Consider the following 14,222-nt stretch of genomic DNA (forward strand, 5'->3'; position numbering starts at 1 on the left):
TTTATCACTCATAACAGCCAATAACGAGGCCACCCGTGCGGAGATACTGCAAGTTCCCCCCGCCCGCTCGCGGATGCATTTCGCCGCCCGTCCGACAAAAAGCGCTTTCAGCCGATGACGCTTTTTCTCTGTTGCCTTCCATGGCGGTTACTTCTTCCGGTCAACACGTTTTCCTCATAACAGCATATTCGCGGCCCCTGCCGCCTGTTACCCGAAAATTCTTCTACCAAGTATAGTACAATTCCAAAATTCTGTAAACACCTGTCTCTTATTTTTCAGCGAGAATCAGGTGCATATTCTGCTTCATATAAATTACTCCTGAAACAACCGTCAGCGCCGCTGCAATCCAAAGGAGCGCCGTGCCCACAATTTCAACCGGCAGAACGCTTCCCGTAAAGGCCATCAGTTCCTTTACGCTTCTGTAAGTAAGGATGAACAGAATCGCGGCCATTTGGCTCACGGTCTTCGCTTTTCCCCATTTGTTTGCGGGAATTACGATTCCGCCCGCATCCAAAGCAAGCAGGCGAATCGAGGTTACAAGCAGTTCACGCGCAATGATAATCAGCACGCACCAGACATCGGCAAGGTCAAGCTGCAGGAAACAGACAAGCGCCGTAATCACAAGGAGCTTGTCCGCTAACGGATCAAGGAATTTTCCGAAATTAGTCACGAGGTTCCGCTCGCGTGCAATCTTGCCGTCATAATGGTCGGTCAGCGAAGCCGCGAGGAAAACTACCAAGGCCCAAACGGTGTGATACGGCAAAAAGGAATACAGTACTAAGACCGCAAACACCGGCACCAAAACTACGCGCAACACCGTGAGTTTATTCGGAAGATTCATTCCGTTTCCTCCTCTTCCGTAATTTCGCCGGTCAGGTCTCCGTCAATGCAGTCGGTGATTTTTACCCGGACAAAATGGCCGGGCACCGGTTTTTTCCCGGTCGCACGGAAATAAATTTTCCCGTCGACGTCCGGCGCATCCATATAGGACCGCCCAAACCAGCAATCAGCATAACGGTCAAATCCCTCTGTGAGGACGCGGAGTACACGACCTTTCATGTTTTCTCCCATATCCTGCATGAGGTTCATCTGAATTTCCATAATCATTCCCGCGCGGCGCTGCTTCTCGTCTTCCTCAATCTGGTTTGGAAGTTCTGCCGCCACCGTGCCTTCCTCCTGCGAGTAGGCAAAGCAGCCGAGGCGCTCAAAGCGCATTTCCCGCACGAAAGTGCAAAGCTCGTCAAATTGCTCCTCCGTTTCACCGGGGTACCCGGCAATCAGCGTTGTGCGAAGCACGAGGTTCGGCACCATCGCGCGCATCTTCTGAATCAGTGCGGTCAGTTCCGCACGGGTTCCCCTGCGGCGCATGGAGCGCAGAATCTCGTCATTGCAGTGCTGAATCGGCAGGTCGATGTATTTCACAACTTTCTTCTCCTCCGCAATGGTCTGGAGAAGTTCGTCGGTCACCGTGTCCGGGTAAGCGTAAAGCACACGCAGCCACTCGACGCCGTCAATCTTCGCAAGACGGCGCAGAAGTTCCGCCAACATTGGCTTCCCGTAAAGATCCATGCCGTAGCGCGTGGTGTCCTGCGCAATCAGAATCAGTTCCTTCGCCCCGTTCTCCGCAAGACGGCGGGCTTCCGCTTCCACATCTTCCAGCGTACGCGAACGATATTTCCCGCGAATCATCGGAATCGCGCAGTAAGAGCAGCGGTTGCTGCACCCTTCCGCGATTTTCAGGTAAGCAGACCAACTCGGCGTCAGGAGAAGGCGCTCGCCGCAGAGCGGGAGAAGCGTCTTTTCCGGAAACACCTCATTGGTTTTGCCTTCGAGCACCTCGCGCACGATCGAGACAATATCCCCGTTTGCGCCAATGCCCACAACGGCGTCTGCTTCCGGAATCTCTTTGCGGACCTCTTCTCGGTAGCGCTCCGCAAGGCAGCCTGTCACGACGATTGCCTTGATTCTTCCTTCTTTTTTGAGGCGCGCCAGCTCCAAAATTTCCTCGATGGCTTCCTCTTTCGCCGCGGTGATAAAGCCGCAGGTGTTGACAATCGCCACATCGGCAAGTGCCGCGTCGTCCTTTATCTCATAGCCTGCACGTTGCAGGGCTCCAAGCATAATCTCGCCGTCCACCTGATTTTTGGCGCAACCGAGATTGACCAATCCTACTGAATTTGCCATTTATTCATCCTCATTACTAGCTGTAAATTCATTCAGGACGCAGCGAATATCGTCCCATTGATACCCAAGGCGCTGTAGGGCAGCTACCGTTTTTCGGCGGCCCTTTTCATCACCGAGGTACCTTTCGTATTTTCTCTCGACCAACTCGCGGATTGCTTCCTGCGGGTCGGTCCGCGCTTCTTCCACGGCTTCCTGTGCAAGTTCAGGCGGGATTCCGCGGCGCATCAGTTCCATGCGCACACGCCCGGCAGCATAGTGTTTCCGTGCAAAAAGCTCCCTAGCGAGCGTGCGGGCATACTCCTCGTCGTTCACAAGGCCCAGTTCCGCCATGCGGGCAGCGACTTTCTCCGCAGCCTCCCGCGGAACCGTACGGCTCAGTTTCCGGGCAAGCTCCTTTTCGGAGTGCGCACGAAAACCGAGCAGATACATCGCCTTCTGTTCCGCGCGGCGGGCATCGCTTGCGGCAATCAAGTTTCGGAGCTGCTCGTCGTCGAGCTCGTCCCCCGGCTTTAAGCCGGACTTCAAATAGACCTCGGCGTCGAGGTCAACCGCTTTTTCACCGTCGATGTAAAGCGCCACAAGGCCCTTTCGCCGCGGCTCGACGGCGGTGAGCATCATGTGTCGTCAACCTCAATGTCAATATCCGCGCCGTAGCGGGAATCGTCCTCCACAACCGGCGCAGTCTCTTTCACGCTCACGGGTTTTACGCCGCTTGAGGCGGTTTTCGCAGTATTTCCGGGAACTTTGGTAAAGAGCTTAGAAGCGTTTTCATCCTTGCGGATTTCCGCCTCGATTTCGTCCCGGATTTCCGGATGCTCATCGAGGAAGGCCTTCGCATTCTCACGACCCTGCCCGAGACGGGTCTCCTTGTACGAGAACCATGAGCCACCCTTCTGGATGATATCAAGTGCCACACCGAGGTCAAGCACCTCGCCGGTGTGCGAAATCCCATGGCCATACATCATGTCAAACTCTGCGGTGCGGAACGGCGGAGCAATCTTATTCTTCACGACACGCACACGTGTGCGGGCTCCAACTTGGTCGTTGCCGACCTTAATGGCCTCGCCCTTGCGCACGTCAAGGCGCACGGAGGCGTAGAACTTCAACGCGCGGCCGCCCGTTGTCACTTCGGGGCTGCCGTAGATTACGCCGATTTTTTCACGCAGCTGGTTGATGAAAATTGCCACGCAGTTGGATTTTGAGATGGCACCTGCCAGTTTGCGAAGTGCCTGCGACATCAGCCTCGCCTGCAGGCCGACGGCGTTGTCGCCCATTTCGCCCTCGATTTCCGCGCGCGGAACGAGCGCCGCCACGGAGTCGATGACGATGATATCGATTGCGCCCGAACGAACGAGCGCTTCGGTGATTTCCAATGCCTGTTCGCCGGTATCCGGCTGAGAAACGAGGAGGGAATCCACATCTACCCCAAGGGCAGAGGCATAAACCGGGTCAAGGGCGTGCTCCACGTCGATGAACGCGGCATTGCCGCCGGTTTTCTGTGCTTCTGCCACGCAGTGCAGCGCCAGAGTCGTTTTGCCGGAGCTTTCCGGTCCGTATATTTCGACGATGCGTCCGCGGGGAAGTCCGCCGATTCCGAGCGCAAGGTCAAGTCCCAGGGAACCTGTGGAAATTGCCTCCACCTGCATGGCCTGGTTCTGCCCCAGACGCATGACAGCTCCCTTTCCGAACTGCTTTTCAATTCGCGCCAGTGCTGTTTCCAGCGCGATTTTCTTTTCATCGGCATTTGAAACTTCCGTAACCGTTTTGGTAAGCTTTTTGCTTGCCGCGCCTTTTTCCGACATATTGCTTCCTCCCGTCGCTACCCTCGAACAAAGTTTAGCTTATTATATGTTATTTTCGCGTGAAAAGCAAGGCGGCGTAACCCCCGCCGAATGGGCCTTTCCGCATTCTCACGATAAATTTACAACCTGCGGGCAGGCGAAAAAGGTTTCAGGCACGCCGCATGCCTGAAACCACCCGCTCGATTCCGTTAAGGTCGCGAAACACATGAATTTTCTCCAATGTCCCGGCGAACAGTTTTGCCACATCCTCGGCTTGTCCCTCACCGATTTCCACGGCAGCTACACCGCCCGGTTTGAGCTTCGGCAGCCAGATTTCCGCAATGGCGCGGTAAAACACGAGCCCGTCCTCTCCGCCGTCAAGGGCTTCGTGCGGCTCGCGCTGCACTTCACGCTGAAGCGTGGGAATTTCTTCCCGGCGCACATACGGCGGGTTGGAAACCACCGCGTCGAGTGCGGGAAACCCTTCCGTCGAGGCGGCGTCGAGCACATCCAGCAAAACGGCTTCCACACGGGAAAGGCCCGTTTTTTTAATGTTACGCCGCAGAAAACGCATGGCAGCCGGGAATTTCTCCACGGCCTTCACGCGCGCGTCGGGCAACAGCGATGCTAGGCCGAGCGCGACGGCTCCCGTTCCCGCGCACAAATCCGCAATCTGCGGGTTTTCTCTTTCCTTCAGCATCTCCGCTGCGGTTCGCACCAGCAGTTCCGTTTCCTCCCGGGGGACCAGAACACCCTCCCCCACTTCGAGCATCATGCCGAGGAACGGCCATTCGCCCAGAATATACTGCAGCGGCCTTCCGCCCGCCCGTTCGCGCGCAAGCGCAAGATACCGCTCCGCTTTCTCTGCATCCGCCTCGGCGTAGGACTGCAGAATCCGCTGCTGGCGGTCAAACCCGAATACCTTTTCAAATAAACAGCCCGCGTCAAAATCCGGGGAATCGCAGCCCGCCTGCACGAGGAGGCGCTTCCCCTCGCGGTAAACCTCCCCGATATTCATGCCGCGTCTTCCGGAACGACGGCGCGGTCGCTTCCGTCCTCGGGAATAACTTCCCGCATGGCGGCAATGGCAACCTCAATCATGCTGTCGTCCGGCTCCTTTGTGGTAATGCGCTGCATCCAAAGGCCGGGCGCGGAAATAATGTGCGTAAGCGTGTTGTCGTTCCTTCCGCAGTAACGAATCAATTCGTATCCGACGCCCATCACAACGGGAATGCAGAGCAGCTTGGCAAACGTGCGAAGCAGTGGCGACGTGAACGGAATGAAAAAGCCGATGATAATGCCGATAAGGAGCATCAGCACGAGGAAGCTCGTGCCGCAGCGCGGGTGAAAGCGCTGGTGTTTGCGCACGTTTTCGACCGTAAGCTCCTCGTTGTTTTCATAGCAAAAGATGGTCTTATGCTCCGCTCCGTGATATTGGAACACGCGGCGCACATCGGGAATCGCGGCACATAGAGCAATGTATCCGAGGAAAATCGCAATGCGCATCAGGCCCTCGATGGGTGAACGCCAGCCCGAAATTGACGGGCCGGCAGCGTTCTGAATCAGGTTGAAAATCCATGTCGGCAGGACAAAGAACAGTGCAATCGCCAGCACAACTCCGAGGACAGCACCCACCGCGGAAAGGACACTCATGGTCTTATCGCCGAATTTTTCTTCAATCCAGCGGTCAAACTTTGATTCTTCTTCCTCTTCGCCCTCCGGAGTGCTTTTTTCCGTAGAAAGCGCAAGCGCCTTGTAGCCGATGGAAAGCGAATCGACAAACGCGGCGACGCCCCGTAAAACGGGAAGGCGCCACAGCTTATTTTTTTGCTGAAGGCTATTGATGTTCATTTCCTCCACGGAAATGCTTCCGTCCGGCAAGCGCACGGCAATCTCCGTTTTTTTCGGGCCGCGCATCATGATGCCTTCAACAAGCGCCTGCCCGCCGATTGACGTAATGTATTTTGTCTTCTCCCTGCTCATTCGGAGTTCCTTTCTTTCTGTTCAGCCTTTTCCTGCACATTGTCTTCCAGTTTTTTGAACGTCGGGATTCGGATGGTTACAACCGTTCCCACATTTTCGTGGCTGTCAATTTCCAAGCTGCCGGAATGCAGCGTCATAATTTCATCTGCAAGGGCAAGGCCAATGCCGGAGCCTCGCACTGTCTGGTTTGCCTTGTAGAATTTCTTCTTCACATTCGGCAGATGTTCCGTCGGAATTCCGCAGCCGTCGTCAGCGATGGTCACGCGGATGAAGCCGTCCTCTTCCGCGGCGTCCACATTGATGGTGCCGCCCGACTGCGTGTATTTCAGGGCGTTGTCAAGCACGTTCACAAACACCTGCCGCAGACGGTTGATGTCGCCGAGCACGGGAGGCAGCATGGCGGGTTCGTCATACACAAGGAATTTTCCTTCGTTGCGCGCACGCTCGCTGAACATATAGACTGCGGCCCCAAGTTCGGCAAGAAGGTCGATGCGGTCCATCGTCAGCGTCATGCGGCCGCTCTGCATACGGGAAAAGTCAAGCAGTTCCTCCACAATGCCGGAAAGGCGTTCTGTCTCGCTTACAATGATACCCATACCGCGCTGAAAGGTAGCGGGGTCAGTCTCCCCGGACTGAATTGTTTCCGCCCAGCCCTTGATGGCGGTCAACGGCGTACGCAGCTCATGCGAAACCGAGGAGATGAAATCGTTCTTCATTTTCTCGTTCTGCCCGAGTTCCTCCGCCATGTTGTTGATGGTGTCGCACAAATCGCCGAGCTCGTCGTTGGTTGTTTTCACAACGCGGGTCTTAAAATCGCCCTGCGCAATCAGCTTTGCCGTGGCACCGATCTGGCGAATCGGCGTGAGAATGGAACGGATGAAATAATGGCTGGAAACGAACACAAAGAGAAGCACAATGGCGCCCGAAAGCATCAGTGCGCCAACAATGGTGAAAATCTGCCGGTCGGCTTCCGTGAGCGACACCACATAACGGATGGCTCCTACGGGCGACCCGAGTTCATTGCGGATTACCCGCGTCACCGCCATGACGCGTTCTCCGCTTTTGAGTGTTCCTGTCCATGAGCCGTAGTCATTCACGCTCTGCAGCGCTTCGCGATAATCGGGAATATCCTCGTTCTGGTCAGGCGTAAAGCCGATGGAAGTCGCAATAACTTTCCCGCTCGGGCTGATGACCATAAGTTCCATGCTCTCTTTGTTTGGGAAATTTTCAACATAACTGCGCGCAGCGGTGATAAACTCCAGCTCGGATTTCCTTCCGAAGCTGGAAAAAACATTGGTCAGTTCATCGGAACGGCCGTTGAGCGCAGACTGAATACCGTTGTAAACATAGCCTTGCACAGCGAAGGAAAGCGCGGCAACCAAAATAATGATAATCAGCAGCAGAATTCCCACGCTGTTCGTAATCCACCGGCGGGCAATACTCGTTTTCGCCGCTCCGTTGTTCTTGGTTTCCATACCGCGGTTTCCTCCTTTCTCTATGCTTCAAGCGCAGGCGTCGGAAAGCTCAGCTTTCCCACTTGTAGCCGAGTCCCCACACGGTGACGATGTGCTTTGGGCTGGACGGATCGTCCTCCACCTTCATGCGCAGGCGGCGGATATTCACATCTACGATTTTTTCTTCCCCGCAGTAGGATTCTCCCCACACATGGCGGAGAATATCGGTGCGGTCAAGCGCAGTTCCCGGGGAAGAGAAGAAATACTCCATAATCTGAAACTCCACCTGCGTCAGTTCCACAGGCTGGCCGTTCTTAAGGAGCGTACGGTTGCGAAGATTCAACACAAAATCGCCGGAACGAATTTCCTCGCGGAAATTGTTTTGGGTGCGCATCTGTTCGAGCGCAACACGGCGGTAAACGGCGTCTACGCGCGCCACCAGCTCACTCGGGCTGAACGGCTTTGTCACATAGTCGTCGGCACCCATCATCAAGCCGCCGACTTTATCCATCTCTTGTGTTTTTGCTGTGAGCATGATAATGCCGATGGAGTTGCTGCGGCGCCGAAGCTCTTTGCATACGGCAAGGCCGTCGTTCTGGCCGGGCATCATAATGTCTAGCACCGCAATGTCGATTTTATCGCCCTCGCGGTCGTAGATTTCCAGTGCCTCGTCGCCGTTACTCGCCTCAAGCGTCTCATACCCTGCGCGCTTCAAATTGATGACAACAAATTCTCGGATGGTCTGTTCATCCTCTGCAACCAGGATTGTTTTCAAGTGTTCCCCCTCCATTTGCTCAATCTTGCCAAATCGGTTGAAATGCTTCCTCTACTTCTGCTTTCGTCAGGGAAAGCTCATCGTCCGGCTGAATGTTCCGCGCCGCATAAACCAAACTTCCCGTGGAATACAAGGAAAAATATCCGGACTTCTCGCCGATACTGCTCCATTCCTTTTTGGAGAATGCACGGATCCTTAGCAGCTCATTTCCAATCGTGCCTCCGGTCCCGTTTCCCGCAGCGTTCCACTTGTAAAACGAAAATGAACGCGTTGACGGATCAAGCTTCGTCGTCACCTTGCCGCGCCACATATCCGGTATGGAAAACGAGTAGCCGTCTGTCTCGTTGATTACCATACTCATCACGCGCACGAACGTATTGTTCTCTGTGTCATACCGGTGCCAGGTTGTCATAAAATCCGCCCCATCCGTTGTTGAAGTGGTGTAGCCCGGCATCAGGGTAACAAACGGAATCTCTATGATTTTATCGTTGTTCACATCTCTGGAAACAACGGAGGTATTGCGCGTGGTACTCTTTGCCGTCTTGGTGATTATGTCATAAAATGGGGCGACCAGCATCTTTTGTTTCTTGTCCCAGTAAATCACTTCTGTCTCCATGGTGTTTGAGGCTTTGATGCCATCCAGAACAACGCCGTTCTGGTTTTCATCGAGTAGGCCGGTCTTTACCGAAGCATAGCGCGTTACGCCGGAATCCAACGGCGCAGTGCCGAGCACCTCTATGTTGCCGTCGGTAACACGGATAAGGCGCGCCACCGCAGGCTGTGCGCCGACCGTAACACAAGCGGTGAAAATCTCGCAGCGCCCGTCGCCGACAAAATCCATAACCTCCATTTCGGAGTAGTTCTGGTTCAGTTTTAGCTCGTTCATTCTGCCGTTCTGATAATAGTAAACAAAGATTGTGCTGTTGTTGTTAAGGCTGTTTCCCCAGCCGACAATTGTTTCGTCCCGTCCGTCGCCGTCCAAATCACCGAAGCAGACGCGTTCCACCTCAGAGGCCTGATTGTGGAAGCTGCCGACAATTTTCCATTCGCCTTCGGTTTTTTGCATGAACACAACGTTAATGACGGTAGGCTCGTCATCTTTCTGGTAAAACGCGACTGCCGCGTCGGAATCTGCCGCCCCCACAGGATGCTCGAGAATGGCAGAGCGGTTGTCTCCAGCCGCCGGGTACTTCAGGGTGTAATCGCCGCCCGCAGTTTTGTCCAGAAGATTTTGAATGTCCGCCTCATTGGCGCCGGTCGGTTTCGGGGCATGCATCAGCGCACCGGCATCGAGGCCGGCAAAAGAACAGCCGGAAAGCATCGTAGCCAAGGCAACGACAATTGCCAAAAGTGCTGCTTTTCGCTTCATGTCAATCCTCTTCCTTTCCCCGCACCGGGCCTTTCTATATACACAGTCATTATAGCATTGTTAACTTCAAAAGAACAGTTTCAAATCTGTAACTCGCACGGGCAGCAAAAAAGGCCCGGCGGAAGGAAAACCTCCTTTCCGTCGGGTCTTTATTGTTTCCTGTAAGGTATCTTCCAGTCTGCTCAAACGGTGGCGGCGTAGAGAAGCATTCCCTGATTCTCGGCATAAATCTGCGGAAACTGGGAAATTGGCAGCGGATTCTTCCCTTCGCCGACTTCGATTGTATAGCCTGGGCGCCGGAAATCCTGAATGAACCAATCCTTGTAGCCTGCATAGGACGCAACGCCCGTCGCCTCATCCAGCGCATACCCGCTGATGCGCGACAGGCTCTCGCCGATTGTTCTTGCCTCGGCGGGCGCAAGGTTCTGGAAATTCCAATAGATGACGCGGCCCTGCGCATGGTAGGCCATCACAAGGCGCAGGTCGTGGCTTCTGGTAAAGGAAACCATTGCGCGCGTCTCGGGTTCGGAAACAGGGTATGGCCCCGAATAGCGCGTCGGCCCCGGGCCGGTGATGCCAAGTTCCGCTTCTGCCTGCTTCGATTCCATCCACCCGGCGTTGTAGTTGTGGTTGAGGTCTACGCCGCGGATATTTGCCTGCCAATCATTGGAGAAATTCATGCTTCCGCCGTTCCAGCGGATCAAACGGTCGCGGTACGGGTTAGAAGGAGAAAGGCCGTTGATAACAAGGTCGACGCCGTCCGGGTTGACCATGGGTATAATCCAAATGGTGCACTCATTCCACAGTTCGCGTACGTCATACCCTCCAAGCTGCCTCCGAAGGGCGTAGGCTTTCAGGTATTCCTCCGCAAATTTCATCAGCACCGGCGAAGTAATCCACTCCAGCGCATGGTGGGCGGCATTGTAAGAGACCTGACGCTCCCCGATACCAAGGCGCAGCACATAAAGCGTTCTCCCCAAGACGCTCGCGCCGATGGTGGCGACGCGCAGGAACGGATAGCGTCCTTTCAGTCCTTGAACGTTCCGGCTGAGAATATCATAGGAATACGGGACATCCTGTGCAATAACATCGTATGAATAAGGGACGTTCAGCCGCATGCCGGGCATGAGATTTTCCGGAAGCACACCGGGGTTTGCCGCCTGCAGAAGCGCGGGGTCTGAGCCGAACCTGCTCGCAATGCTGTAGAAGGTATCGCCCCTCTGGACTGTATAGATGTCATAGCCGAGCAGATATCTTCCGAGGATTCTCCATGTCATCGGCCCGATGATTCCGTCCGGTACCAGCCCAAATCTCCTCTGAAACTCCTGTACGGCTTTCTGCGTCTGCGTGCCGAACTTGCCGTCCACCGCACCGGGGTCAATGCCAATGCGTTTTAAAATGGACTGTACTTCCGCCACATCATTCCCTTCGGAACCGATTCTTAGTACTCTCAACTGCTCCACCCCCGCCGAATTCCTTCACCCAAATCTGTATGATTTTCGTGCAGGGAATATGCCCCAGTGTTGACAAATATGCGCCATTCGTTCCAAAATGGGAATGGCGAAATTTGTTGTTTTCCTGCTAAATTTGCCGAAAGCATTAAGGATTATGGAAAATCTGCCGATAAATTAAATGTGATTTATCGAAAAATGCTTTGACACGAATGAAAATTCGGCTGCGTCTTGATTTCTACATACTGTCCTCAGTATGATAAAACTATTGCCTTAAAGTGATAAATTCTGACACAAGCCTCTCTTTTTCGTTTGATTTCGTGTCATTTCATGCGTTCAACTTGGCTGGGAGGGATTTTTTTCAAATGGATATTTCAACAATAGTCGGTCTTCTTGTTTCCATCGGTGGCATCATTGCAGGTTATTTGTTAGATGGCGGTGAAGTCAATGCACTGATTCGACTTTCGCCGTTTCTCGTTGTTGTCGTCGGCACCATCGGTGTCGTTATCACATCCTTCGGTCTGGTCGATGTAGGAAATGCGGTAAAATCTCTGTTTGCGAGCTACAATCCCAAAAACAAGCCTGACCCTGAGGCCTTGATTAAAAAAATCTGCGACCTTGCCGACCTCTGCCGTTCACAAGGACTTCTTCAGCTGCAGTCCAGACTGAACGATTCTGACCTGAACCATGAAAACTACCTTATGCTGAAAGAAGCCATGATTCTGGCAACCGATATTAAGAACACCGAAACCATGCAGGAAACACTCCAGGCAGATATTGCAAGCTACACACAGAAAAAGCAGCTTGAAATCGACATTTTCGTCGAAGCGGGCGGCTATTCGCCAACCCTTGGCATCATCGGTACGGTCGTTGGCCTTGTGCAGGTGCTTTCGACCATAGATGTCAACGCTTCCACCGCAGCATTGACAACCGGCATCGCCTCTGCGTTCATTGCTACTTTGTACGGTATTTTCTTTGCTAATGTCGTTTACCTCCCGGCCGCCAACCACCTGAAAACCTGCCTGAAACGTCAGCTCGTCTTCCGCGATATGATTGTGGACGGTATGTGCATGCTGGCAAGCGGCGAAAGTTCGCGTAACATTGAAAACAAACTCGCACTGTATTACCACGCCTTCCCGAATTGTGAAGACAAGTATAAGGCAGGAATTGAAAACTGACCGGAAGTGATTGAAAGAATGAAAAAGAAACATGCGCCGAAGGATGAACCTACCAATGGCAACAGGTGGTTTTTAACCTACTCCGATATGATCACCCTTCTGCTGGCACTTTTCATCATGATGTACTCCATCAGCAATGTTGATGCGGAAAAGTACAGGAAGTTAGCTGCGAATTTCCACACCGCCTTTGGCACAGGGACAGGGATGGGTACCGGCAGCGGAACAGGCAGCGGAACTGGAAACGCATTTTACTACATTCCCGGCGTTACGACGACTTCTTCCACCAGCAGTACCGGATTCGGAGGCGTCGGAACCGCTGAGAACAACGCACTTACGGAAATTTACGTTATCCTGCAGAATTACATCAAAGCCAATGGCCTTGAAAATGAAATTGAAGTAAAAGACACCGGCGAGCTCGTCCAGATTCACCTAAAAGATGTCGTCCTTTTCAAACCAAACAGCGCAACCATGCTGGAAAGCAGCAAACCAATTATAAAAGAGATAAGCTCGGCGCTCGCAAAGGTCTACGACCGTGTTGACCACATCACAATCAGCGGACATACGGCGGATGTTGTCGTCGACCCGAAGAACAGCGACAAGCTTTCTTGGGAACTTTCCACACAGCGCGCCGTTACGGTGCTGAACGAGCTGGTAAGCAACGGGCTTGACCAGCACAAGCTCTCGATTCAGGGGTATGCGCACTTTGACCCCATTGCAACAAACAGCACCGAAGAAGGGCGTTCAAAGAACCGCCGTGTTGAAATCTCGATTTATAAAAACGCCGTTTTGGGTGTTGGCGCAACCGGCCGCGACAAGGCAACGCTCGCTTCTTCTGAGCCGGAATCGTCCACGTCTTCCCAGTCTGCCTCCACCTCTGCGGCAGCGGCGGAGCATTAACCTTATAAAAAAGAAGGAAGCCTCGGCAATTGCCGAGGCTTTTTTGACGGAGCATTCGGTAAGCATCCACTGCGCCGAATATTCGGAAACAAGAAGAGGCTCCAGCGTTCGCCGGAGCCGCCCTAGTTTTATTGGTTTTCATCCTGCGGAAACTATTTTCGCAGAACCAAATAAATCGCAATTACGAAAACATTGGTATCACCATATCAAGCTGTAATCAAAGGAATCTTCCACGTTGGCAACCCCGTCTCTGCCGCTTTTTCTTGGCGGTTTTCCCGCTTTGCTTCAAACCGAAGCGCGGTTTAGCTTTGTGGGATGCTCATACTGAATTCCTCAGAATTGCTTTTCTCAAATTGGTGATCTGCAACGGATTTCACTGTCTCCTTTATTTCAAAATTCAGGAAATTACAGGAGCGTTCTGTTTTGGACTCATTCCTTTCCGTTCAGATGAGTGAAATCACAGTCCAACAGACCAGCTGCGAACTGTGATGATTCTTCAGTGCCCATTGGACTCACTCCCTCCTGCGAAAAGTTGGATTCTCGCCGGTGCGTCACACCGCCCGCCCATACGGTTCAGGGGAGACCTTACCATCATCTTTGGGCTGGGCCCGCACCCTCTTCTCAAATCGTCCCTTTTCTCTTTTCTGGCTTAAGTATAAACCAAATTTCCGGAAATGTCAATAGAATTTTTCATAAAAAAAGAAAAATCTAGTACAACTTATACATGACAAATTTCCTGTTGACTTTATCCTGTCGGCACGATACAATAATACCGTTCCAAGTGTTACCCACACTAATGATTAAGGAGAATTAGCCCAATGTATGATGATTTCGGAGCGGATCTGCTCACTCTGGTCGATGACGAGGGCAAAGAGCATGAATTTGAAATTCTCGATGTGATTGACAACGAGGACGGGTGCTTCTATGCACTCCTTCCAACTTATGACGATCCGCAGAAGGAAGTCGAATCACGGGGCTCCTACTATATTTTTGAAGCAATCGAGGAAGACGGAGAGCAGCAGCTTGCCGAAGTGGAAGATGAAGAGCTGCTGGAGAAACTCGCCAAACAGTTTGAGGCTCGTTTTGAAGAATTTTTCGGCGACGACGAAGAAGATGACGAAAGCAACGACGGCAGCGAGGAAAATTAATC

The 14,222-nt window shown here is 53.1% G+C and carries 13 protein-coding genes and 1 other annotated feature (1 of these 14 running past the window's edge); of the genes, 3 read left to right on the top strand and 10 right to left on the bottom strand.

Features of this window, described 5'->3' with window-relative positions; translation table 11 throughout:
- Nucleotides 1–173: a binding site (T-box leader), on the bottom strand; it reaches 35 nt to the left of the window's first position.
- A gap of 95 nt (nt 174–268) precedes the next feature.
- The 10 genes from pgsA to NOG13_RS07380 form a co-directional block, all read right to left on the bottom strand.
- A complete protein-coding gene (gene pgsA / locus NOG13_RS07335) occupies nt 269–841 on the bottom strand; it encodes a CDP-diacylglycerol--glycerol-3-phosphate 3-phosphatidyltransferase (protein ID WP_283109921.1) in 573 nt (190 codons plus the stop codon).
- Nucleotides 838–2,184, bottom strand: coding sequence for a 30S ribosomal protein S12 methylthiotransferase RimO (gene rimO, locus NOG13_RS07340; protein ID WP_283109922.1), 1,347 nt, complete (start codon nt 2,182–2,184; stop codon nt 838–840). Before rimO ends, pgsA begins: the two co-directional genes overlap by 4 nt.
- Nucleotides 2,185–2,802, bottom strand: coding sequence for a regulatory protein RecX (locus NOG13_RS07345; RefSeq protein WP_283109923.1), 618 nt, complete (start codon nt 2,800–2,802; stop codon nt 2,185–2,187). It lies immediately after the preceding gene.
- Nucleotides 2,799–3,986 (bottom strand): recombinase RecA, encoded by a 1,188-nt coding sequence (recA, locus tag NOG13_RS07350; RefSeq protein ID WP_283109924.1) that lies wholly within the window; start codon nt 3,984–3,986, stop codon nt 2,799–2,801. Before recA ends, NOG13_RS07345 begins: the two co-directional genes overlap by 4 nt.
- A gap of 148 nt (nt 3,987–4,134) precedes the next feature.
- On the bottom strand, nt 4,135–4,983 hold the full coding sequence (gene prmC / locus NOG13_RS07355) for a peptide chain release factor N(5)-glutamine methyltransferase (RefSeq protein ID WP_283109925.1): 849 nt from the start codon (nt 4,981–4,983) through the stop codon (nt 4,135–4,137).
- On the bottom strand, nt 4,980–5,948 hold the full coding sequence (locus NOG13_RS07360) for a DUF1385 domain-containing protein (protein ID WP_283109926.1): 969 nt from the start codon (nt 5,946–5,948) through the stop codon (nt 4,980–4,982). The genes prmC and NOG13_RS07360 overlap by 4 nt, the downstream gene beginning before the upstream one ends.
- A complete protein-coding gene (locus NOG13_RS07365; protein ID WP_283109927.1) occupies nt 5,945–7,423 on the bottom strand; it encodes a sensor histidine kinase in 1,479 nt (492 codons plus the stop codon). The genes NOG13_RS07360 and NOG13_RS07365 overlap by 4 nt, the downstream gene beginning before the upstream one ends.
- A 49-nt stretch (nt 7,424–7,472) precedes the next feature.
- On the bottom strand, nt 7,473–8,177 hold the full coding sequence (locus NOG13_RS07370; RefSeq protein ID WP_283109928.1) for a response regulator transcription factor: 705 nt from the start codon (nt 8,175–8,177) through the stop codon (nt 7,473–7,475).
- Nucleotides 8,178–8,196: 19 nt separating this feature from the next.
- Nucleotides 8,197–9,546 carry an FG-GAP repeat protein gene (locus tag NOG13_RS07375; RefSeq protein WP_283109929.1) on the bottom strand — a complete coding sequence of 450 codons (1,350 nt, stop codon included), beginning with the start codon at nt 9,544–9,546 and terminating at the stop codon, nt 8,197–8,199.
- A 182-nt stretch (nt 9,547–9,728) separates the two neighbouring features.
- Nucleotides 9,729–11,000: a M14 family metallopeptidase gene (locus NOG13_RS07380; protein ID WP_283109930.1), complete on the bottom strand. Its 1,272-nt coding sequence runs from the start codon at nt 10,998–11,000 to the stop codon at nt 9,729–9,731.
- Between the two features lie 362 nt (nt 11,001–11,362).
- Here NOG13_RS07380 and NOG13_RS07385 point away from each other — a divergent pair, with 362 nt between their 5' ends.
- The 3 genes from NOG13_RS07385 (at nt 11,363) to NOG13_RS07395 (ending at nt 14,220) form a co-directional block, all read left to right on the top strand.
- Nucleotides 11,363–12,175: a motility protein A gene (locus NOG13_RS07385; RefSeq protein ID WP_283109931.1), complete on the top strand. Its 813-nt coding sequence runs from the start codon at nt 11,363–11,365 to the stop codon at nt 12,173–12,175.
- 18 nt (nt 12,176–12,193) lie between these two features.
- Nucleotides 12,194–13,072, top strand: coding sequence for an OmpA/MotB family protein (locus NOG13_RS07390; protein WP_283109932.1), 879 nt, complete (start codon nt 12,194–12,196; stop codon nt 13,070–13,072).
- Nucleotides 13,073–13,890: 818 nt separating this feature from the next.
- Complete coding sequence (locus NOG13_RS07395) at nt 13,891–14,220, top strand: DUF1292 domain-containing protein (RefSeq protein ID WP_283109933.1); 330 nt, start codon at nt 13,891–13,893, stop codon at nt 14,218–14,220.
- The last annotated feature ends 2 nt before the right edge of the window (nt 14,221–14,222 follow it).

Origin of the sequence: Thermocaproicibacter melissae (genome assembly GCF_024498295.1) — a bacterium.
In the GTDB taxonomy this organism is placed as follows: domain Bacteria; phylum Bacillota; class Clostridia; order Oscillospirales; family Acutalibacteraceae; genus Thermocaproicibacter; species Thermocaproicibacter melissae.

What these genes read in the sequence shown, in the direction of transcription:
- pgsA (WP_283109921.1), bottom strand. Translation starts at nt 841, where the DNA reads ATGAATCTTCCGAATAAACTCACGGTGTTGCGCGTAGTTTTGGTGCCG.
- rimO (WP_283109922.1), bottom strand. Translation starts at nt 2,184, where the DNA reads ATGGCAAATTCAGTAGGATTGGTCAATCTCGGTTGCGCCAAAAATCAG.
- NOG13_RS07345 (WP_283109923.1), bottom strand. Translation starts at nt 2,802, where the DNA reads ATGATGCTCACCGCCGTCGAGCCGCGGCGAAAGGGCCTTGTGGCGCTT.
- recA (WP_283109924.1), bottom strand. Translation starts at nt 3,986, where the DNA reads ATGTCGGAAAAAGGCGCGGCAAGCAAAAAGCTTACCAAAACGGTTACG.
- prmC (WP_283109925.1), bottom strand. Translation starts at nt 4,983, where the DNA reads ATGAATATCGGGGAGGTTTACCGCGAGGGGAAGCGCCTCCTCGTGCAG.
- NOG13_RS07360 (WP_283109926.1), bottom strand. Translation starts at nt 5,948, where the DNA reads ATGAGCAGGGAGAAGACAAAATACATTACGTCAATCGGCGGGCAGGCG.
- NOG13_RS07365 (WP_283109927.1), bottom strand. Translation starts at nt 7,423, where the DNA reads ATGGAAACCAAGAACAACGGAGCGGCGAAAACGAGTATTGCCCGCCGG.
- NOG13_RS07375 (WP_283109929.1), bottom strand. Translation starts at nt 9,546, where the DNA reads ATGAAGCGAAAAGCAGCACTTTTGGCAATTGTCGTTGCCTTGGCTACG.
- NOG13_RS07385 (WP_283109931.1), top strand. Translation starts at nt 11,363, where the DNA reads ATGGATATTTCAACAATAGTCGGTCTTCTTGTTTCCATCGGTGGCATC.
- NOG13_RS07390 (WP_283109932.1), top strand. Translation starts at nt 12,194, where the DNA reads ATGAAAAAGAAACATGCGCCGAAGGATGAACCTACCAATGGCAACAGG.
- NOG13_RS07395 (WP_283109933.1), top strand. Translation starts at nt 13,891, where the DNA reads ATGTATGATGATTTCGGAGCGGATCTGCTCACTCTGGTCGATGACGAG.